Origin of the sequence: Mesorhizobium sp. NZP2077 (genome assembly GCF_013170805.1) — a bacterium.
GTDB lineage: Bacteria > Pseudomonadota > Alphaproteobacteria > Rhizobiales > Rhizobiaceae > Mesorhizobium.
Genome location: NZ_CP051293.1, coordinates 4,428,180 through 4,447,832, shown reverse-complemented (window position 1 = coordinate 4,447,832; position 19,653 = coordinate 4,428,180). Strand labels below are relative to the sequence as shown.

General features: G+C 62.7%; 18 protein-coding genes. 16 read left to right on the top strand and 2 right to left on the bottom strand.

Translation table 11 applies throughout. The features are described from left to right. The first annotated feature begins 4 nt into the window (after positions 1 to 4). The 8 genes from HGP13_RS22155 to HGP13_RS22120 all read left to right on the top strand — a co-directional run bounded on the left by HGP13_RS22155 (position 5) and on the right by HGP13_RS22120 (position 7,556). Positions 5 to 1,402, top strand: coding sequence for a pyruvate dehydrogenase complex E1 component subunit beta (locus tag HGP13_RS22155; protein WP_172229064.1), 1,398 nt, complete (start codon positions 5 to 7; stop codon positions 1,400 to 1,402). Positions 1,403 to 1,736: 334 nt separating this feature from the next. After that, positions 1,737 to 3,098 carry a pyruvate dehydrogenase complex dihydrolipoamide acetyltransferase gene (locus HGP13_RS22150; RefSeq protein ID WP_172229062.1) on the top strand — a complete coding sequence of 454 codons (1,362 nt, stop codon included), beginning with the start codon at positions 1,737 to 1,739 and terminating at the stop codon, positions 3,096 to 3,098. Between the two features lie 14 nt (positions 3,099 to 3,112). Continuing rightward, the gene (locus tag HGP13_RS22145; RefSeq protein ID WP_172229060.1) at positions 3,113 to 3,526 is read left to right on the top strand and encodes a hypothetical protein; all 414 of its coding nucleotides are present in this window, start codon (positions 3,113 to 3,115) and stop codon (positions 3,524 to 3,526) included. A 4-nt stretch (positions 3,527 to 3,530) separates the two neighbouring features. After that, positions 3,531 to 4,169: an SGNH/GDSL hydrolase family protein gene (locus HGP13_RS22140; protein ID WP_172229058.1), complete on the top strand. Its 639-nt coding sequence runs from the start codon at positions 3,531 to 3,533 to the stop codon at positions 4,167 to 4,169. A gap of 15 nt (positions 4,170 to 4,184) precedes the next feature. Then, positions 4,185 to 5,630 (top strand): dihydrolipoyl dehydrogenase, encoded by a 1,446-nt coding sequence (lpdA, locus tag HGP13_RS22135; protein WP_172229056.1) that lies wholly within the window; start codon positions 4,185 to 4,187, stop codon positions 5,628 to 5,630. A gap of 99 nt (positions 5,631 to 5,729) precedes the next feature. Further along, the gene (locus HGP13_RS22130) at positions 5,730 to 5,987 is read left to right on the top strand and encodes a GlsB/YeaQ/YmgE family stress response membrane protein (protein WP_027028909.1); all 258 of its coding nucleotides are present in this window, start codon (positions 5,730 to 5,732) and stop codon (positions 5,985 to 5,987) included. Positions 5,988 to 6,124: 137 nt separating this feature from the next. After that, positions 6,125 to 7,090, top strand: a complete 966-nt coding sequence (gene lipA, locus HGP13_RS22125; RefSeq protein WP_172229054.1) for a lipoyl synthase — start codon at positions 6,125 to 6,127, stop codon at positions 7,088 to 7,090. Between the two features lie 7 nt (positions 7,091 to 7,097). Beyond that, positions 7,098 to 7,556 carry a type II toxin-antitoxin system RatA family toxin gene (locus HGP13_RS22120; RefSeq protein WP_172229052.1) on the top strand — a complete coding sequence of 153 codons (459 nt, stop codon included), beginning with the start codon at positions 7,098 to 7,100 and terminating at the stop codon, positions 7,554 to 7,556. Here the strand turns inward: HGP13_RS22120 and HGP13_RS22115 are convergent. Both HGP13_RS22115 and HGP13_RS22110 read right to left on the bottom strand, forming a co-directional pair. Then, positions 7,553 to 8,041 (bottom strand): CinA family protein, encoded by a 489-nt coding sequence (locus HGP13_RS22115; protein ID WP_172229050.1) that lies wholly within the window; start codon positions 8,039 to 8,041, stop codon positions 7,553 to 7,555. The two genes, HGP13_RS22120 and HGP13_RS22115, sit on opposite strands and share 4 nt — an antisense overlap. Continuing rightward, positions 8,038 to 9,261, bottom strand: a complete 1,224-nt coding sequence (locus HGP13_RS22110) for a bifunctional 2-C-methyl-D-erythritol 4-phosphate cytidylyltransferase/2-C-methyl-D-erythritol 2,4-cyclodiphosphate synthase (RefSeq protein ID WP_172229048.1) — start codon at positions 9,259 to 9,261, stop codon at positions 8,038 to 8,040. The genes HGP13_RS22115 and HGP13_RS22110 overlap by 4 nt, the downstream gene beginning before the upstream one ends. A gap of 231 nt (positions 9,262 to 9,492) precedes the next feature. Between HGP13_RS22110 and dusB the strand changes: the two genes are divergently transcribed. The 8 genes from dusB (at position 9,493) to hflX (ending at position 19,647) form a co-directional block, all read left to right on the top strand. Further along, positions 9,493 to 10,521, top strand: coding sequence for a tRNA dihydrouridine synthase DusB (gene dusB / locus HGP13_RS22105; protein ID WP_172229046.1), 1,029 nt, complete (start codon positions 9,493 to 9,495; stop codon positions 10,519 to 10,521). Continuing rightward, on the top strand, positions 10,518 to 11,660 hold the full coding sequence (locus HGP13_RS22100) for a nitrogen regulation protein NR(II) (RefSeq protein WP_172229044.1): 1,143 nt from the start codon (positions 10,518 to 10,520) through the stop codon (positions 11,658 to 11,660). The genes dusB and HGP13_RS22100 overlap by 4 nt, the downstream gene beginning before the upstream one ends. After that, positions 11,657 to 13,117 carry a nitrogen regulation protein NR(I) gene (gene ntrC / locus HGP13_RS22095; protein WP_027045043.1) on the top strand — a complete coding sequence of 487 codons (1,461 nt, stop codon included), beginning with the start codon at positions 11,657 to 11,659 and terminating at the stop codon, positions 13,115 to 13,117. Before HGP13_RS22100 ends, ntrC begins: the two co-directional genes overlap by 4 nt. Positions 13,118 to 13,267: 150 nt before the next feature. Then, positions 13,268 to 15,553 (top strand): PAS domain-containing sensor histidine kinase, encoded by a 2,286-nt coding sequence (locus HGP13_RS22090; protein ID WP_172229042.1) that lies wholly within the window; start codon positions 13,268 to 13,270, stop codon positions 15,551 to 15,553. Further along, a complete protein-coding gene (locus HGP13_RS22085) occupies positions 15,543 to 16,904 on the top strand; it encodes a sigma-54 dependent transcriptional regulator (RefSeq protein WP_010909346.1) in 1,362 nt (453 codons plus the stop codon). The genes HGP13_RS22090 and HGP13_RS22085 overlap by 11 nt, the downstream gene beginning before the upstream one ends. Before the next feature lie 96 nt (positions 16,905 to 17,000). Continuing rightward, a complete protein-coding gene (locus HGP13_RS22080; RefSeq protein ID WP_172229040.1) occupies positions 17,001 to 17,864 on the top strand; it encodes a D-amino-acid transaminase in 864 nt (287 codons plus the stop codon). A 145-nt stretch (positions 17,865 to 18,009) separates the two neighbouring features. Continuing rightward, positions 18,010 to 18,255, top strand: a complete 246-nt coding sequence (gene hfq / locus HGP13_RS22075) for an RNA chaperone Hfq (RefSeq protein WP_006202172.1) — start codon at positions 18,010 to 18,012, stop codon at positions 18,253 to 18,255. Beyond that, positions 18,256 to 19,647 (top strand): GTPase HflX, encoded by a 1,392-nt coding sequence (gene hflX, locus HGP13_RS22070; RefSeq protein WP_172229038.1) that lies wholly within the window; start codon positions 18,256 to 18,258, stop codon positions 19,645 to 19,647. The last annotated feature ends 6 nt before the right edge of the window (positions 19,648 to 19,653 follow it).

Sequence of the window (19,653 nt, the reverse complement as noted above, 5' to 3'; positions counted from 1 at the left end):
GGACATGCCGATCGAAATTCTCATGCCCGCCCTCTCGCCGACTATGGAAGAGGGCAATCTTTCCAAGTGGTTGAAGAACGAGGGCGACAAGGTCGTCGCCGGCGACGTCATCGCCGAAATCGAAACCGACAAGGCGACGATGGAAGTCGAAGCTGTCGATGAAGGCACGATTGGCAAGATCGTGGTGCCTGCCGGTACCGAAGGCGTCAAGGTCAACGCGGTGATCGCCATTCTGCTGCAGGACGGCGAAAGTGCCGCCGATGCCGGCAAGGCCGCGGCGCCCGCCAAGGCAGAAGCGCCGGCAAGGGCGGAAGCCCCGGCCGCTGCTGAAGAGGCCACTCCGGCGGCTAAGCCGGCTCCTGTCGCAGCTGCTCCAAAAACGGAAATCGCCGCCGACCCGGACATTCCGGCCGGCACCGAGATGGTCTCGACAACGGTGCGCGAAGCGCTGCGCGATGCCATGGCCGAGGAAATGCGCCGCGACGGCGATGTCTTCGTCATGGGCGAGGAGGTTGCCGAATACCAGGGCGCCTACAAGATCACCCAAGGCCTGCTGCAGGAATTCGGGCCGCGTCGTGTCGTCGACACGCCGATCACCGAGCATGGTTTTGCCGGCGTCGGCGTCGGCGCGGCGATGGCCGGCTTGAAGCCGATCGTCGAATTCATGACCTTCAACTTCGCCATGCAGGCGATCGACCAGATCATCAACTCGGCCGCCAAGACGCTCTATATGTCGGGCGGCCAGATGGGCGCGCCGATCGTGTTCCGCGGACCGAACGGGGCCGCGGCCCGCGTCGCCGCCCAGCACTCGCAGTGCTATGCCGCCTGGTACAGCCACATTCCTGGCCTGAAAGTGGTGATGCCGTATACGGCCGCCGACGCCAAGGGCCTGCTCAAGGCGGCGATCCGCGATCCGAACCCGGTCATCTTCCTGGAGAACGAAATCCTCTACGGCCAGTCCTTCGACGTGCCGAAGCTGGATGATTTCGTGCTGCCGATCGGCAAGGCGCGCATCCACAAGACGGGCAAGGACGTCACCATCGTCTCGTTCGGCATCGGCATGACCTACGCGGTCAAGGCGGAAGCGGAACTGCGCGGCATGGGCATCGACGCCGAGATCATCGACCTCAGGACCATCCGTCCGCTCGACCTCGACACCATCATCGCCTCGGTCAAGAAGACCAACCGGTTGGTCGTGGTCGAAGAAGGCTATCCGCAGAGCTCGGTCGGCGACCATATTGCCAACCAGGTCTCGCAGCGCGCTTTCGATTTCCTCGACGCGCCGGTCATCACCATTGCCGGCAAAGACGTGCCGATGCCTTATGCGGCAAACCTCGAAAAGCTGGCATTGCCGAATGTCGGCGAGGTCATCGAGGCGGTTAAGGCAGTCGCATATCGCTAACAGGCTTTTTGTGGGGGAGAGCAGAAATGGCCACGATGGCAGATGTCAGGGGAATAGCTTGGTCGCTGTATTGGCGGAGCTTTCTGTCCAGCATTGCGTGCGGATTTTTGGCTGGGGCGTTTTTCGGGTTCGTTGTTGGATTGACTGGTGGGGTTTTCGGAGTTCGCCTCGAAGTGATTCGAGCAATGAGCACGGTCGGTGGAGCCTGCCTCGGTCTCGCGGCCTCATTCCTCTGCCTCAATTTTTTCTTGGCAAGGTCGATTGGCATGGAATTCGGAGGCAAACGTCTGGAACTTGCCGTGGTTAGGCCGGCTGGCCTGTAGGGAGAGCAACTATGCCAATCAACATCACCATGCCGGCGCTGTCGCCCACGATGGAAGAGGGCAATCTGTCAAAGTGGCTGGTCAAGGAAGGCGACAAGGTTTCGCCGGGCGACGTGATCGCCGAGATCGAGACCGACAAGGCGACGATGGAAGTCGAGGCCGTCGATGAGGGCACGGTTGCCAAGCTCGTGGTTCCCGCCGGCACCGAAGGCGTCAAGGTCAATGCGCTGATCGCCGTGCTTGCCGCAGAGGGCGAGGATGCAGGCGCCGCCGCCAAAAGCGGTGGCGGTGCCGCGCCAGCGAAAGCCGAAGCGCCGAAGGCTGAGGCACCAAAGGCTGAGGCGAAGGCGGAACCTGCTGCTGCGGCCGCACCCAAGGCCGAGGCGGCTCCGGCCGCCAATGGTCATGCGGCTGGCGAGCGCACTTTTGCCTCGCCGCTGGCCCGCCGTATCGCCAAGGACGCCGGCGTCGATGTTTCCGCCGTGACCGGCACCGGCCCGCATGGCCGTGTGGTGAAGGCCGATGTCGATGCCGCGATAGCCGGCGGTGGCGCCAAGGCAGCACCTGCGGCCAAGGCTCCCGCCGGTGCGCCTGCCGCTGCTTCTGCCCCTGCCGTGAAGGCGATGTCGGATGATCAGGTGCTGAAGCTGTTCGAGCAAGGCTCCTACGACCTCGTCCCGCACGACAATATGCGCAAGACCATCGCGCGGCGCCTCGTCGAGGCCAAGACCACCATTCCGCATTTTTATCTCACGCTCGACTGCGAACTCGACGCACTTCTGGCGCTGCGCACGCAGATCAATGCGGCAGCTCCCGTCAAGAAGACCGACAAGGGTGAGGCTCCGGCCTACAAGCTCTCCGTCAACGACATGGTGATCAAGGCCATGGCCATGGCGCTGAAGGCGGTGCCGGATGCCAATGCCTCATGGACCGAAAGCGCCATGGTCAAGCACAAGCACGCCGATGTCGGCGTTGCCGTCTCGATCCCCGGCGGCCTGATCACGCCGATCATTCGGCATGCGGATGAAAAGACGCTGTCCACCATCTCCAACGAGATGAAGGATCTGGCCAGCCGTGCGCGCAGCCGCAAGCTGAAGCCGGAAGAATACCAGGGCGGCACCACGGCGGTGTCGAACCTCGGCATGTTCGGCATCAAGGACTTTGCCGCCGTGATCAACCCGCCGCATGCGACGATCCTTGCGGTCGGCGCCGGTGAAGAGCGGGCGGTGGTCAAGAATGGCGAGATCAAGATCGCGACCGTGATGTCGGTGACCTTGTCGACCGACCATCGCGCCGTTGACGGAGCACTCGGTGCCGAACTGCTGGTCGCCTTCAAGCGGCTGATTGAGAACCCGATGGGCATGCTGGTCTAGGAAAGGAAAAGGCTGTGCGGACATTCTTCACCAGCCTTTTCGCTTTCATCCTTTCCGGCTTTGCCGGCGGTCTGGTCGCGCAGTGGCTGGCTGTCGCCACCGACGATCAGGGAGCATACATCGTCGCCTTTGCAGTCTCGATGCTGGTGACGTTCGTCGTCACCTTTGTCTTCTTCATCGCTCAACTGATGAATGATCCCGTCATCGCAGTGGCCAGGACTGGCAAATGGACGCTGATTGTGTTTGCGGTGCTGCTTGTCCTGCTGGTCGCGTTGACGCTCTATAGCGACAGCAGTGCGGCAGTTGTCAGGAAAGACATGCCATTCATTGCGGGCCTTGGCTTGCCTGGGCTGGTGACCATCATCGTGCAGTTGCTTTTCGTGCGCTGGCGGGTGAAGCGCGGCGTAGCCGACACAAAGGCAGGTTGAACGCATGAAGACGGTGCTTTGCTACGGCGATTCGCTGACTTGGGGACACGACCCGGAGACCTTGGGTCGACACGACTATGAAGACCGGTGGCCAACCACGCTGGCGGCAGCGCTCGGACCGGGCTTCCACGTCGTTGCAGAGGGACTGGGCGGTCGCACCACGGCCTATGACGACTTCCTGTCGGCCGCGGACCGAAATGGCGCGCGGATATTGCCGACAATCCTGAGCACGCACTCGCCGATCGATCTGATCGTCATCATGCTTGGCTCGAACGACATGAAGCCGTCGATTCATGGCAGCGCGGTCATCGCGTCCTGTGGCATGCGGCGCCTCGTTGAGATCGTGCGAGGGCACGCCTATCCGTTCGGCGATGTCATCCCCAGGATTGTTCTGGTTGCGCCGCCGCATATCGTGGAAACCCGCAAGGCGGACTACGCCGAAATGTTGGGAACGGGCGCAATCGAGTCGCCCAAGCTCGCCGGCTTTTATCAAACAGCCGCCGACGAGATGGGCTGCGGCTTTTTTGATGCCGCGAGCGTCGCCAAATGTACACCGCTCGATGGCGTCCATCTCGATGCCGAAAACACGCGCAACATCGGCAAGGCGTTAGCGCCTGTCGTGCGCGGCATGCTGGAATTGTGAATCAAGGAGAGAACCGTGGCTGAGAACTACGACGTCATCATCATCGGCTCCGGCCCCGGCGGCTACGTCACGGCGGTGCGTTCCGCCCAGCTCGGCTTCAAGACGGCGATCGTCGAGCGCGAGCATCTCGGCGGCATCTGCCTTAACTGGGGCTGCATACCGACCAAGGCGCTGCTGCGCTCGGCCGAGATCATGCATTATTCTGATCATCTGAAGGATTATGGCCTAAAGCTCGACGGCAAGGTCAGTGTCGATACGGCGGCCGTGGTCGACCGTTCGCGAAAAGTCTCGCTGCGGTTGAATGGCGGCGTTGCCTTCCTCATGAAGAAGAACAAGGTCGACGTCATCTGGGGCGAGGCCAAGCTGTCCAAGCCCGGCGAGATCGTCGTCTCCAAGACAGCCAAGAAGCCGATGGAACCGCAGCCGCCGGTGCCGAAGGTCGTCAAGGGCGAGGGCACCTACACCGCCAAGCACATCATCCTGGCGACCGGTGCCCGGCCGCGCGCGCTGCCCGGTATCGAACCGGACGGCAAGTTGATCTGGACCTATTTCGAGGCGATGGTTCCGCCGGCGATGCCGAAGTCGCTGCTGGTGATGGGGTCCGGCGCCATCGGCATCGAATTCGCCTCCTTCTACCGAACCATGGGCGCTGACGTGACGGTCGTCGAGCTGTTGCCGGCGGTGATGCCGGTCGAGGATGCCGAAGTCTCGAAATTCGCGCAGAAGCAGTTCGAGAAGCAAGGCATGAAGATCATTCTCGAAGCCAAGGTGACCAAGGTCGAGAAGGGTGCCAACTCGGTCACCGCGCATGTCGAGATGAAGGACGGCAAGGTCGACAAGATCACCGCCGACCGCATGATCTCGGCTGTCGGCGTGCAGGGCAACATCGAGGGCCTCGGGCTGGAAGCACTTGGCGTGAAGACCGACCGCGGCTGCGTCGTCGTCGACGGTTACGGCAAGACGAACGTACCCGGCATCTACGCCATCGGCGATGTCGCCGGCCCGCCAATGCTGGCCCACAAGGCCGAGCATGAGGGCGTCGTGTGCATCGAAAAGATCGCCAGCTTTCCCGGCGTGCACGCCATCGACAAGCTCAAGATCCCCGGTTGCACCTATTGCAACCCGCAGGTCGCCTCCGTCGGTCTGACGGAAGCCAAGGCCAAGGCCGAGGGCAAGGATATCCGCGTCGGCCGCTTCCAGTTCGCCGCCAACGGCAAGGCGATCGCGCTTGGCGAGGACCAGGGCTTCATCAAGACCATCTTCGACAAGAAGACCGGTCAGCTGCTCGGCGCCCATATGGTCGGTGCCGAGGTGACCGAACTGATCCAGGGCTTTGTCGTGGCGATGAACCTGGAGACTACGGAAGAAGAGTTGATGCACACCATCTTCCCGCATCCGACGCTGTCGGAGATGATGAAGGAAAGCGTGCTCGACGCCTATGGCCGGGCGTTGAACGCATGATAGATTCGCCGCAAGAGACTCAGCCGCGGAAGCCCTGGGAACTCGACGGCAACGGTGGTCGTTTCCGGATGCATTTTTACGCGCGCAAGGAGAAGGCATATGCACTTGAACGGCGTGGGCTGGATCGCAGCCATCATCATCGGCGGCCTGGCAGGCTGGTTCGCCGAAATGGTCATGAAGAGCAACACCGGCATTTTCATGAACATTATCATGGGCATCGTTGGCGCGGTGGTGTTGAACGCCATCCTGCAGGCGCTCAATATCGGCGTGTTTGGCGTCGGCTGGACCGCCTATCTGATCACCGGCTTCATCGGTGCCTGCCTACTGATCTTTGTCGGTCGCCTGGTGCGCCGCTAGTCGATATCGTTGCCGGCTATGCGAAAACGGTTGTAGCGGCATGCGCCGCTGCAGCCTTTTTCTTTGGACCGAAAAGTCCTAGATGACGTAAAAGTGACGATCGCCGACGGGCGGTCGCAAGAAAAGCCAGGGTTCAGATGGTCACTGTCCTCGACACGATCGCCAACGCGCCGCGGCTGCGGCACCCGGAGAAGGCGCACAAGCCTGACCAGGAAGTGTTGCGCAAGCCGGACTGGATTCGCGTCAAGGCGCCGGTCTCGAAGGGCTATGCCGAGACACGCGAAATCGTGAAATCCCACAAGCTGGTGACGGTTTGTGAGGAGGCCGGCTGCCCCAATATCGGCGAGTGCTGGGAGAAGAAGCACGCTACCTTCATGATCATGGGCGAGATCTGCACGCGCGCTTGCGCCTTCTGCAATGTCGCCACCGGCATTCCGACCGCGCTCGACGCCGATGAGCCGGCCCGCGTCGCGAATGCCGTCAAGCAGATGGGCCTGACCCACGTCGTCATCACCTCGGTCGACCGCGACGATCTCGCCGATGGCGGCGCACAGCATTTCGCCGAAGTCATTCGGGCGATCCGCGCGGCAACGCCACTGACCACGATCGAAATCCTGACGCCCGACTTTTTGCGCAAGGACGGCGCGCTGGAGATCGTCGTGGCGGCCAAGCCCGACGTCTTCAACCACAATCTCGAAACCGTGCCGTCGAACTATCTGAAGGTCCGGCCGGGCGCCCGCTATTTCCACTCGATCCGGCTGTTGCAGCGGGTCAAGGAACTCGACCCGTCGATCTTCACCAAGTCCGGCATCATGGTCGGCCTGGGCGAGGAGCGGAATGAGATCCTGCAGCTGATGGACGATCTGCGGTCTGCCAATGTCGACTTCATGACCATCGGCCAATATCTGCAGCCGTCGAAGAAGCACCATCCGGTGATCCGCTTCGTCACCCCCGAAGAGTTCAAGTCCTTCGAGACGATCGGCCGGACCAAGGGTTTCCTGCTTGTGGCATCGAGCCCGCTGACGCGCTCGTCGCACCATGCCGGCGACGATTTCGCCCGGCTGCGTGCAGCGCGGGAAGCGCAACTCCAGAAGTCGCTCTAGCCGCTTCATGCCGAAATTCGAAGCCACCCGCAGCGTTACCCATACGCCGCAGCAGATGTTTGCATTGGTCGCCGATGTCGAGGCCTATCCGCAATTCCTGCCGCTTTGCGAAGCGCTGACGGTGCGCTCGCGCAAGGAGCGTGACGGTCGCACCGTTCTGCTGGCTGACATGAGTATCGGCTACAAGGCGATCCGCGAGACCTTCACGACACAGGTGCTGCTGAAGCCCGACGAGAACGCGATCGACGTGAAGTATATCGACGGCCCGTTCAAATATCTGAGCAATGTCTGGCGTTTCGAACCCGATGGCGCCGGCTGCGCCGTCCGCTTCTTCATCGACTACGAGTTCAAGAGCCGTATCCTGGGCGCGCTGATGGGCACCATGTTCGACCGTGCCTTCCGCATGTTCGCCGAGGCTTTCGAGAAGCGTGCCGACGTCATCTATGGTGTCGCACCGCAGGCCTAATTCTGGCTGAGCGCTTGCAGGCCCAGCTTCAGCGCGTGTCTCACCGTCACGTGGCGGATGAATTCGCGGCCCTTGTGGCCGAACTGCTGGCGCTCGGCGACAACCGGCTGGCCGGCCAGGGCAAGGCCGAACCAGACGAGACCGACCGGCTTGTCGGCCGAACCGCCGCCTGGACCGGCAATGCCGGTTACGGCAAGAGAAAGACTCGCGCGCGAATGCGCCAGCGCGCCGGCCGCCATCTCCAGCACCGTTTCGCGCGACACAGCGCCATGCGCGTCAAGCGTTGAGGCGGAAACGCCGAGCATCTCCATCTTGGCTTCGTTGGAATAGGTGATGAAGCCGCGGTCGACCACGGCGGAGGAGCCGGCAATGTCGGTGAGCGCCGCGATGATCAGGCCGCCGGTGCAGCTTTCCGCTGTCGCCAGCATGATGCCACGTTGTTGGCAGGCCAGCAGCAGGGAGTTTGCGAGCTCGGCGTTGCTCATTCCGGCACCTCGCCTGGAAACACCACGCTGGCGGTGGCGATCGCCGCAATACCTTCCTCGCGGCCGACGAAGCCGAGCTTCTCGTTGGTTGTCGCCTTGATCGAGATGCGGTCGGCGGAAATGCCCAGCATTTGTGAGAGGGCTGATGTCATTGCCTCGCGGTGAGGGCCAACGCGCGGCGCCTCGCAGATCAGCGTAATGTCGGCGTTGGCGATGCGCCCGCCGCGCCCGCGCACCACCTTGGCCGCGTGTTCGACGAAAATCCGCGATGCTGCACCCTTCCATTGCGGATCGGACGGCGGAAAATGCGTGCCGATGTCACCGGCGCCGCAGGTCGCCAGCAGCGCGTCGGTCAAAGCATGCAGGCCGACATCGGCGTCGGAATGGCCCGACAGTTTCTTGTCATGCGGAATGGCGACGCCGCACAGGGTGACATGATCGCCAGGCTCGAAGGCGTGGACATCGTAGCCGTTGCCCGTGCGGATGTCGGGGAAGTGTGTGCGTTCGCTGGAAAGCCGCTGGTGCGCCATGGCGATATCCCGTGCCCAGGTGAGTTTGACGTTGTCCGGCGAGCCGGGAACCAACTTGACCGGAATATGCGCCCATTCGGCGATGGCCGCGTCGTCGGTGAAGTCCAGCCTGCCCAGTTGATGAGCCTTGTCGTGTGCGGCAAGGATCGGCCCGTAGGGGAAACCTTGCGGTGTTTGCGCCGCGTGGAGCCCGCTGCGGGAAACGGTTTCCGCGACCACGCCGGCGGCCGATTCGCGCTTCAGCGTGTCGGCGACGGGCAGGGCGGGCAACGCTCCCTCGTTCTCGCCGATGGCGGCGATGGTGCGGTCGATCAACTCCGCGTCGACGAACGGCCGGACGGCATCGTGAATCAGAACCCGGCCCGGCGCGTAGGCCTTCAGCGCCAGCAGCCCGAGCCGGACGGACTCCTGCCTGGTCGGTCCGCCAATGACCGCGGTGACACGCTGGGCCTGGGTGCCAGTCGCTTGCCGGAACAATTCGTGGTCGTCGGCGTGGATGGCGACGACGATCTGGCCGGTTCGCGGATGGGCAAGAAACATCTCCAGCGTATGCGCGATGACAGCGCGCCCACCGATGTTCTGGTACTGCTTGGGCCCGTTGGCCTGCCCGGCACGAGCGCCGCGGCCGGCGGCGACGATCACCACCGCAACCTCACCCGTCGCGCTCGAGTTTTCACTTCCGTCAGTCATGGCGATTGGCTTAGCGCACGATCCCCAAAAGTGTAATTGGTTTTCCGAAAAGATCATGCGTCAAATATGAATTCCAAAGCGCCGTGAGGGACGCGCTAGGCCCTGGTCGCTGCAGAAGCCGAAGGCCGGCATTTTCCCAATTGCGCCTTAATGTGGCGTCATTCCGCGTTGCACATTGCGGCCGGTATGGCTAGAGAATGTGCAACGAATGGACGTGCTTGGTTTTTGTGCATGGTTAACTCAGCCAAATTGGCCGCGCCTCTCGACGTCGGCGGCGTGGAAATCCGCAATCGCGTGTTCCTCGCGCCGATGTCGGGTATTACCGACGAGCCTTTCCGCAAGCGCGCCCATGCGCATGGCGCTGGCTTGGTCGTGTCCGAAATGGTGGCAAGCGGCGAACTCGCCAAGGGCAGGGCCGGCTTCGATCTGCGCATACGCCATTCCGGCCTGCCCGTCCATATGGTGCAGCTAGCCGGCCGCGAGGCGGCGCACATGGCCGAAGGCGCGCGCATCGCCGCCGGCGAGGGCGCCGACATTATCGATATCAACATGGGCTGCCCGGCCAAGAAGGTCACCGGTGGGTATGCCGGCTCGGCATTGATGCTGGACCTCGATCATGCGCTGTCGCTGATCGACGCCGTGGTTGGCGCGGTCAAGGTGCCGGTGACGGTCAAGATGCGGCTCGGCTGGGACGAAGGCGCGCTCAACGCGCCAATCCTCGCACGCCGCGCCGAGCAGGCGGGCGTCAGGATGGTAACGGTACACGGTCGCACACGCTGCCAGTTCTATCAGGGCAAGGCGGACTGGCGCGCGATAGCCCGCGTCAAGAACGCCGTATCCATCCCTGTCGTTGCCAATGGCGATGTCTGTTCCCGGGCCGAGGCAGCCGCCATTCTCGACCAATCCGGCGCCGATGCGGTTATGGTCGGCCGCGCGCACTACGGCGCGCCCTGGATCGCTGGTGGCATAGCTGCCGCTGCGGCAGGCGAAGCGGCGACCAATGTGCCGCAGAATCCCGCCGCATTGGCCGACTATGTCGTCGCCCACTACGAGGACATGCTGGCGTTCTACGGCGTCGAGAGCGGCTTGCGCCAGGCGCGCAAGCATCTGGGCTGGTATCTCGATCGCCATGCCGTTGGCGCCGCCGACGACGACCGAAAGGCGATCCTGACCACGTTCGAACCGGCCCGCGTCATTGCCTTGCTGCGCAATGTGTTCTCGCGCGATCCGCGATCCTTGAACCTGCGGAGTGCGGCATGAACGCCAACGTCACCCAGGGCACCGATATGGCAGAGGCCGCCCATATCGTGCTCAACACCATCCGCCGTCCGGTGATCATGGTTGATACGGATGGGTTCATCACCTACGCCAATGCCGATGCCGAGGACTTCTTCCGCTCCAGCGCGAATATGCTCGCGCGGAACACCCTGTCCAAGCTGATCCCCTTCGGCAGCCCGCTGCTGACGCTGGTCGATCAAGTGCGCGAGCGCCGGGCTCCGGTCAACGAATATCGCGTCGATGTGTCGTCGCCACGCCTCGGCATCGAGAAGGTCGTCGATCTCTATGTCGCGCCGGTGCCGGAATTCCCGGGCTCCGTCGTCGTGATGTTCCAGGAGCGGTCGATGGCTGACAAGATCGACCGGCAGATGACGCATCGCGGTGCGGCGCGTTCGGTGACCGGCCTGGCGGCCATGCTCGCCCACGAGATCAAGAACCCGCTCTCCGGCATACGTGGCGCCGCGCAGCTGCTCGAACTGTCCGCCTCCGACGAAGACCGTGCGCTGACCCGGCTGATCACCGACGAGACGGATCGCATCGTCTCGCTGGTCGATCGAATGGAGGTGTTTTCCGACGAGCGGCCGATCGATCGCTATCCCGTCAACATCCATGTTGTGCTTGACCATGTAAAGGCGATCGCCAAGAACGGTTTTGCGAAGAAAATCAGGATATTGGAAGACTATGATCCATCATTGCCTCCGGTATTCGCCAATCGCGACCAACTGATCCAGGTGTTCCTCAACCTGGTCAAGAACGCCGCCGAGGCGATCGGCAGCGATCCGCAGGGCGAAATCGTGCTGTCGACCGCCTTTCGGCCGGGCATTCGCGTTTCGGTGCCGGGAACGCAGGATCGCGTGTCGCTGCCGCTGGAGTTCTGCGTGCGCGACAATGGCTCCGGCGTCTCGGAGGATATCCTGCCGATCCTGTTCGATCCCTTCATCACCACCAAGCCGAACGGCTCGGGGCTGGGGCTGGCGCTCGTCGCCAAGATCGTCGGCGAACACGGCGGCATCATCGAATGCGACTCGACCCCGCGCGGAACCACCTTCCGCATCCTGATGCCGGCCTGGAAGGAAACGCCGTTCGGCGCTGAAGAAGACGGTGAAGGAGACCGCAAATGACGGTTCGCGGCAATATTCTCGTCGCCGATGACGATGCGGCGATCCGCACGGTGCTCAATCAGGCGCTCTCGCGCGTCGGCCATGAGGTGCGCGTCACGTCCAACGCCTCGACCCTTTGGCGCTGGGTGGCAGCGGGCGAGGGTGATCTCGTCATCACCGATGTGGTGATGCCGGACGAGAACGCCTTCGACATGCTGCCGCGCATCAAGAAGGCGCGGCCGGAACTGCCCGTCATCGTCATGAGCGCCCAGAACACATTCATGACGGCGATCCGCGCATCCGAGACCGGCGCCTACGAATATCTGCCGAAGCCGTTCGACCTGACCGAACTCCTCAACATCGTCAACCGCGCACTGTCGGAGCCGCGCCGGCCGAAGATCGATGCGCGGCCGGAAGAACAGCCCGACGCGATGCCGCTGGTCGGCCGCTCGGCGGCCATGCAGGACATTTACCGCATGCTGGCGCGCATGATGCAGACTGATCTGACGGTGATGATTTCAGGCGAATCCGGCACCGGCAAGGAGCTGGTGGCGCGCGCGCTGCACGAATATGGCCGCCGTCGCGGCGGTCCGTTCGTTGCCATCAACATGGCGGCAATCCCACGTGACCTCATCGAATCGGAACTGTTCGGGCATGAGAAGGGCGCCTTCACCGGTGCCCAGAACCGTTCCACCGGCCGTTTCGAGCAGGCCGAGGGCGGTACGCTGTTCCTTGACGAGATCGGCGACATGCCGATGGAGGCGCAGACGCGCCTGCTGCGTGTCCTGCAGCAGGGCGAATACACGACGGTCGGTGGCCGCACGCCGATCAAGACCGACGTGCGCATCGTCGCCGCCACCAACAAGGATCTGCGCACGCTGATCAACCAGGGACTGTTCCGCGAGGATCTGTTCTATCGCCTCAACGTCGTGCCGCTCAGGCTCCCGGCATTGCGCGAGCGTTCCGAGGACGTGCCCGATCTCGTGCGCCACTTCTTCAAGCTCGGCGAAATGGAAGGGCTGCAGACCAAGCGCATCTCGTCCGGCGGCATCGAACTGATGAAGCGATATCCGTGGCCAGGCAATGTGCGCGAACTGGAAAACCTCGTGCGCCGGCTTGCCGCGCTCTATTCGCAGGACGAAATTTCCGCCGAGATCATCGAGGCGGAGCTCAAGACCGGCGAGCGCCCCGTGGTCCCCGGCGGCGGCAACCTCATTCCCGACGACCTCTCGATCGGCCAGGCGGTCGAGCATTTCCTGCAGCGCTATTTCGCTTCGTTTGCCGGCGAATTGCCGCCGGCCGGGCTCTACCAGCGCATTCTGTCCGAAGTCGAATATCCGCTGGTTCTGGCCTCGATGACGGCAACCCGCGGCAACCAGATCAAGGCCGCGGAACTGCTGGGGCTAAACCGCAACACGCTGCGCAAGAAGATTCGCGAACTGGGCGTCAATGTCTACAAATCATCGCGGCCGGGCTGAGCGCTGATCCGGCGTCGATTCTTTTCAGAAGACTGAGCGTCTTTTCGGTGGACTGACCGGCGAAAGATTGCTGCCATTGTCACACTTGTTGCATAATCGCCACAATGCGTTGCATAGATCGGATGCAATCATTGGCTCCCAGACGGCGACATGGCTCCGCAGGCACCTGTACTCAACCAACCGCTTTTCAGTGAACCCGGCGCCCGCGACGGGCGCCGCCTGCTGGCGCTGCCCGGCGTCGTGGCAGTCGTCGGCGCGCTGGTCATGGCGGCCATTTCGTTCACCATCCTGGTCGGCGCGACACCGATCGCGCCTGACGCCAGGACGACCTGGGCGCTGATCGCGCTCAACGCCGCCTTCGTGCTTTTCCTCAGCGCGCTGGTTGGGCGCGAGGTGCATCGCATTGTCATGGCGCGCCGGCATGGCAAGGCGGCCTCGCGGCTGCATGTGCGCATCGTCGCCATGTTCGCGCTGGTTGCCGCCATTCCCGCCATCATGGTCGCGATCATCGCCTCGATCACGCTCGATATCGGCCTCGATCGCTGGTTCGAGATCCGCACCAAGACGATCGTCAACTCCTCGTTGTCGATCGCCGATGCCTATGTCCAGGAAAACGCCCGCAATCTGCAGGGCACGACGCTGTCGATGGCCTATGATCTCGATGCGTCGCGCACGCTCTACGGCCTTGATCGCACAGGCTTTCTCGACCTCATGAACAAGGAGGCGGTGGGCCGGTCTCTGGCCCATGCGGCGCTGATCAAGCCGGACGGCTCGTTCGTCATGAGCGCCCAGACCGATGCCGATTTCTCTATGCCGGAACCGCCGGAAGGCTCGGTCAGCAGCGCCACCGACGGCAAACCGGTGCTGATCGAGCCGCGCACCCGCAACATCATGGGCGCCATCGTCAAACTGCGCGAGATCGAGGGCCTCTACCTCTACACCATCCGCCTTGTCGATCCCGAGGTAATCAAGGCACGGCAGATCGTCAGGTCCAACACCGACGAATACCGCAACCTCGAAGACAACAGGCGCACTTCGCAAGTCGCCTTCGCGCTGCCCTATCTGTCGCTGACCCTGATCATCATCCTGTCGGCGATCTGGACCGGCATTGCCGTCGCCGATCGTCTCGTGCGGCCGATTCGCCAGCTCATCGGTGCCGCAGACGAGGTGGCGACCGGCAATCTCGACGTCGCGGTCCCAGTCAGGCCTTCCGACGGCGATGTCGCCTCGCTCGGCGACACCTTCAACAAGATGCTGCTGGAACTGAAATCGCAACGCAACGAGATCTTGTCGGCAAAGGACCTGATCGACGAGCGGCGGCGCTTTTCCGAAGCCGTGCTCGCCGGCGTCACCGCCGGCGTCATCGGCGTCGATCCCTACGGCATCGTCACCATCGTCAACCGTTCGGCCGAATCGATGCTCGCCATCTCCGCCAGTGCCGCACTCGGGCAGAACCTTTCCGCCATTCTGCCGCATGTCGGCCGTGTCTTCGAGATCGGCCGCCAGTCGGGCAAGCCGGTCTACCGCGAGCAGGTGACATTCTTCCGCGCCGGCACCGAACGCACTTTCAACGTGCAGATCACCATCGAGGCGGGCGACGATGGCTCGGAGGAGAAATCCTACGTCGTGACGGTCGATGACATCACCGATCTGGTTCAGGCCCAGCGTTCTTCCGCCTGGGCCGATGTGGCGCGCCGTATCGCCCACGAAATCAAGAATCCGCTGACGCCGATTCAGCTTTCGGCCGAGCGCATCAAGCGACGCTTCGGCAAGGTCATCACCGAGGACCGCGAGATTTTCGATCAGTGTACCGACACAATCATCCGGCAGGTCGAGGACATCGGCCGCATGGTCGACGAATTCTCCGCCTTCGCGCGGATGCCGAAGCCCGAGATGAAGGCCATCGATCTGCGCGAATCCTTGCGCGAGGCCTCATTCCTGGTCGAAGTCAGTCGCGCCGACATTGCGTTCGAACGCGTGTTCGGCTCCGAGCCGCTCAAGGGCACGTTCGATAGCCGCCTGATGGCGCAGGCATTTGGCAATATCATCAAGAATGCAGCCGAAGCGATCGACGGACTGGAACAGAAGGACGGTTCGCACGGCATAATCCGGATTCAAGCCGGGCGCCAGAATGGTGCGATTCGCATCGACGTCATCGACAATGGCAAAGGCCTGCCGCGGGAGAATCGCCAACGGTTGCTCGAGCCCTATATGACCACACGCGAGAAGGGCACCGGACTTGGTCTCGCTATCGTCAAGAAGATCGTGGAGGACCATGGTGGCAGGCTGGAACTTCATGATGCCCCTGCGGATTTCCATGGCGGGCGTGGCGCGATGATCAGCATCATCCTGCCGCCCGCGGTTGCCACGCCGCTGCGCGGTGAAGCCAAGACGGAACACGAAAGAGAAACTGAAAAGGTCGGTAATGGCGTCTGATATTCTCATCGTCGATGACGAGGAAGACATCCGTGAACTCGTCGCGGGCATCCTGAGCGATGAAGGTCACGAAACCCGTACGGCATTCGATGCCGACAGTGCGCTCGCTGCTATAGCTGATCGTGCGCCGAGGTTGATTTTCCTCGACATCTGGCTGCAGGGCTCGCGGCTGGACGGCTTGGCGCTGCTCGACGAAATCAAGACCATGCATCCCACCTTGCCGGTGGTGATGATCTCCGGCCACGGCAACATCGAGACGGCGGTCTCGGCCATCCGTCGTGGCGCCTATGATTTCATCGAAAAGCCGTTCAAGGCCGACAGGCTGATCCTCATTGCCGAGCGTGCGCTCGAAACCTCGAAATTGCGGCGCGAGGTTTCCGACCTCAAACAGCGCAGCGGCGAGACCTTCGACCTGATCGGCATGTCGTCGGCGATGAGCCAGTTGCGCCAGACCATCGAGCGTGTCGCGCCGACCAACAGCCGTGTCATGATCATCGGCCCGTCCGGATCCGGCAAGGAACTGGCGGCGCGCGCCATCCACACGCTGTCGGCGCGCAAAGGCGCGCCGTTCGTGACGCTGAGCGCAGCCAACATCACGCCGGAACGCATGGAGATCGAGCTGTTCGGCACCGAATCGAACGGCGTCGAGCGCAAGGTCGGTGCGCTGGAAGAAGCCCATCGCGGCATCCTCTACATCGACGAAGTGGCCGATATGCCGCGCGAGACACAGAACAAGATCCTGCGCGTGCTGGTCGAACAGCAGTTCGAGCGGGTAGGGGGCACCAAGCGCGTCAAGGTCGATGTCCGCATCATCTCCTCGACCTCGCAGAACCTGGAAGCCATGATCGCCGACGGCCGTTTCCGCGAGGATCTCTACCACCGCCTGGCGGTGGTTCCGGTGATGGTGCCGGGGCTGGCCGAGCGGCGTGAGGACATTCCCTACCTCGTCGACAACTTCATGAAGCAGATCGCCCGCCAGGCCGGCATCAAGCCGCGCCGCATCGGCGACGACGCGCTGGCCGTGCTGCAGGCGCACAACTGGCCGGGCAACGTCCGCCAGCTGCGTAACAATGTCGAGCGCCTGATGATCCTGGCGCGCGGCGACGACGTCGATGCGCCGATCACCGCCGACCTGCTGCCGTCCGAAATCGGCGATGTCATGCCGCGCACGCCGAACCAGTCCGACCAGCACATCATGGCGCTGCCGTTGCGCGAGGCGCGTGAACAGTTCGAGAAGGACTATCTGATCGCCCAGATCAACCGCTTTGGCGGCAACATCTCGAAAACCGCCGAGTTCATCGGCATGGAGCGTTCTGCTTTGCACCGCAAGCTGAAGTCGCTGGGCGTCTGACGCAGACAAAGTCAGCCTGGCCGTGGCCTATGCAATTATCGGTTACGGTAGCGGCGGAATCGCATAAGAAAGCCGGGACTTTTCTGAGGGACCACTATGCCGCGCATTGCCTATGTGAACGGGCGCTACGTCGTCCACGCGGACGCTTCCGTGCATATCGAGGACCGCGGTTATCAATTTGCCGACGGTGTCTATGAGGTCTGCGAGGTGGCGCGAGGCTTCATCGTCGACATGCCGCGCCATCTTGCCCGGCTGAACCGCTCGCTGACCGAATTGTCGATCGCCTGGCCGGTCGCGCGCAACGTGCTGCCGCTCATCCTGCGCGAAGTGGTCAACCGCAACCATGTCGTCAACGGTCTGGTCTATGTCCAGGTGACGCGAGGCGTCGCCAGCCGCGAGTTTGTTTTTCCGTCGGCGGACACCAAGCCGTCCTTGGTGGTCACCGCCAGGAAGGCCGATCCAGCGGCTGGAGCAAAGCGGGCCGAGACCGGCATCGCGGTCATCACCGTGCCCGAGAACCGCTGGGACCGGGTCGACATCAAGACCGTCGGACTGCTGCCCAATGTGCTGGCCAAGCAGAAGGCCAAGGAAGCCGGCGCCCAGGAGGCGTGGTTCGTCGACACCGACGGCAACGTCAAGGAAGGCGGCTCGTCCAACGCCTGGATCGTCACCAGGGACGGCGTCCTGGTCACCAGGCCGGCCGATCATGGCATCCTGCGCGGCATCACCCGCACGACCATGTTCGAGGTTGCGGCGAAGCTCGGCCTGAAGATCGAAGAGCGCGGTTTTTCCGTCGCCGAGGCCAAGGCGGCGCGCGAGGCATTCATCAGCTCCGCAACGACAATTGCCATGCCAGTCGTGGCCATTGACGGCGATCCGGTGGCCAACGGCCACCCCGGCTCTGTGACACTTTCGTTGCGGCAGGCATTTTTTGACATTGCGGAAAAAAGTCCAGCCTGATAACCGCTCAGGTGGAATGAACATCAATATATCTCGTTCTGCTTGTCGTTACTGACGACAAGACGGTGTTTGCACGCTTGACATGTGCCCGACAATTTGGCGCATTGGCTTGCAAACCGAAGGGGATCGGCGAAAGACAAGAACAATGGCGGAACGATCGCAAAACCTTCAGGACCTGTTCCTGAATTCAGTTCGCAAGAGCAAGAACCCGCTCACCATCTTCCTCATCAACGGCGTGAAGCTGACCGGCGTGGTCACTTCGTTCGACAATTTCTGTGTCTTGCTGCGCCGCGACGGTCACTCCCAGCTCGTCTACAAGCACGCCATTTCCACGATCATGCCGAGCCAGCCGGTTCAGATGTTCGATGGCGAGGAAAGCCAAGGCGCCTGATTGGCACGTGAGAAGGACGCGGACGCTACGGTTCGCGGAAAACCAGCGCATCATCCCGGGACGGAAGCCAAGGGTCCGACCCGGGCTGTCGTTATTGTGCCTGTGCTTACCCGCCAGCCACGCGGCGACGACGATACAAACCGCCCGCGGCTGACTCGATCGGCTGACGCGCGCCGCGACGAGGCCGTAGGCCTTGCCCGCGCCATCAACCTTGATCCGATCCATACGGCGGTGGTGACCGTCAACGATCCGCGTCCGGCGACTTTGCTCGGCAGCGGCAAGGTCGAAGAGTTCGCCGAGATCGTCAAGGAAGGGCACGCGAAACTGGTCATCGTCGACCATCCGCTGACCCCGGTGCAGCAGCGCAATCTCGAAAAGGAATTGAACGCCAAGGTGCTCGACCGCACCGGGCTGATCCTCGAGATATTCGGCGAGCGCGCCCGCACCAAGGAAGGCACGCTGCAGGTCGAGCTCGCCCATCTCAACTACCAGAAGGGCCGCCTTGTCCGCAGCTGGACCCACCTCGAGCGTCAGCGCGGCGGCGCCGGCTTCCTCGGCGGCCCCGGCGAAACCCAGATCGAATCCGACCGGCGGCAATTGCAGGAAAAGATCATCAAGCTGAAGCACGAGCTGGAAACGGTTCGCCGCACCCGCGACCTGCATCGCGCCAAGCGCAAGAAGGTGCCGTTCCCGGTGGTGGCGATCGTCGGCTACACCAATGCCGGCAAGTCGACGCTGTTCAACCGGCTGACCGGAGCAGATGTGTTGGCGCAGGACATGCTGTTTGCCACGCTCGACCCGACTTTGCGCCGCGTGCGCCTGCCACATGGCACGCCGATCATCCTGTCCGACACGGTCGGTTTCATCTCCGACCTGCCGACGCATCTGATCGCCGCTTTTCGCGCGACTCTGGAAGAGGTGGTCGAAGCCGATCTCGTCCTCCATCTGCGCGACATTTCCGATCCCGATACGGCAGCGCAGGCCGAGGATGTCGAGCGCATCCTGGCCGACCTCGGCGTCGACGCCGGTGATACCAAGCGGGTGATCGAAGTCTGGAACAAGGTCGATCTGCTGGACGAGGGCAACAGGAGCCGGCTGCTCGCAGATGCCGCCGACGGCAGCAAGGGTCCGCCGATCGCCGTATCGGCGGTGACCGGCGAGGGTATCGATGCGCTGAAGGCGATCATCGAGACGCGCATGGCGGGCGAGCTTGAGAACCTGACGGTGACGATCGAGCCGGCACAGTTCGGCCTTGTCGACTGGCTTTATCGCAATGGCGATGTCGTTTCGCGCGCCGACAATGACGACGGCAGCGCCACCATCTCGCTCAAGGCGACGCAAAGCGCCCGCGAAGAGATCGAAAGCCGATTGCGCAGGAAAAACCAGGGGTAACGCAGG